Source organism: Streptomyces sp. NPDC059080, assembly GCF_042739975.1.
Lineage (GTDB): Bacteria > Actinomycetota > Actinomycetes > Streptomycetales > Streptomycetaceae > Streptomyces > Streptomyces benahoarensis.
On the sequence record NZ_JBHYGX010000093.1, the window covers coordinates 1 to 1,178 of the forward strand.

A 1,178-nucleotide genomic window follows, 5' to 3' on the forward strand; every position below is an offset into this window, starting at 1 on the left:
CTAGTGTCTCGTGATTCCGTCAGCGTTACGTGATCTTGTGTGGCAGGGTCTCTTGGCGTGGAGCTCTCTGTGGAACAGGCCGCCGAGTTGCGGGAGTTGGTGAACAGCCGGGACGTACCCGCCGACATCGCGACGCGGGGCCGGATCGTGCTGTGGTCGAGCGAGGGCCGTCAGCGTAAGGACATTGCTGCACTGCTTGGCGTATCGCTGCCGACAGTGGACCGCTGGAAACGTCGTTACGTCGAGCAGGGACTGGCCGGGCTGGAAGGGGAGCGTCCCGGTGGTGCACGGGAACAGGTGCCGGCGCGGGTGCGGGCCCGGGTGATCGCGCTGACGCGTATGACGCCGCCAGACGCTACGGGGCTTTCGCACTGGTCCACACGCGAGTTGGCGAAGTACCTGAAGCGGACCGAGAACATCGCCGTGTCCTGGCACTACATCGCGCGCGTCTGGCGGGAGGAGAGCCTGAAACCGCACCGCAGCGGCACTTTCAAGCTTTCCAGAGACCCCGCGTTCGCGGAGAAAGTGGCGGATGTGATCGGCCTGTATCTGGCCCCGCCGGGCGGTGCGGTGGTCCTCTCGATCGACGAGAAAACGCAGATCCAGGCGCTGGACCGGACCCAGCCGGTGCTGCCGGTTGCCTTCGCGGCGAGCGAGAAACGCACCGCCGACTACGTCCGGCACGGCACCACGAACCTGTTCGCCGCCCTGAACGTGACCACCGGCGATGTGCTCGGCGAGTGCAAGCCGACCCGGAACGGCAAGGACTTCCTGGCCTTCTTGAAGAAGGCGGTGAAACCGCACGCCGGGAAGGACATACATGTCGTCCTGGACAACCTCTCGACGCACACCACCCCGGAGGTCAAGGAGTGGCTGGTCAAGAACCCGCACGTCCACTTCCATTTCACTCCCGTCGGCTCCTCGTGGCTGAACCAGATCGAGATCTGGTTCGGAATTCTCACCCGGCAGTCCATCCGCCGCGGCACGTTCGCCAGCGTCAATGTCCTGATCAAACAGATCCGCGACTACATCAACTCCTGGAACACGGCGGCGAAACCGTTCACCTGGACCGCGACTGCCGGCGAGGTCCTCGCGAAGGTCCGGCTCGTCGCGACTAACGTGAAGAAACTCGTCAATAACAACTCGAACTGACATGAACAGGATCACGAGACACTAGA

At 63.6% G+C, this 1,178-nt stretch carries 1 protein-coding gene; it reads left to right on the forward strand.

The window, feature by feature from the left end; genetic code table 11:
* Positions 1-69: 69 nt before the first annotated feature.
* Entirely contained in the window at positions 70-1,152 is a 1,083-nt protein-coding gene (locus tag ACFWWQ_RS29680) for an IS630 family transposase (protein ID WP_384602361.1), read from the forward strand.
* The last annotated feature ends 26 nt before the right edge of the window (positions 1,153-1,178 follow it).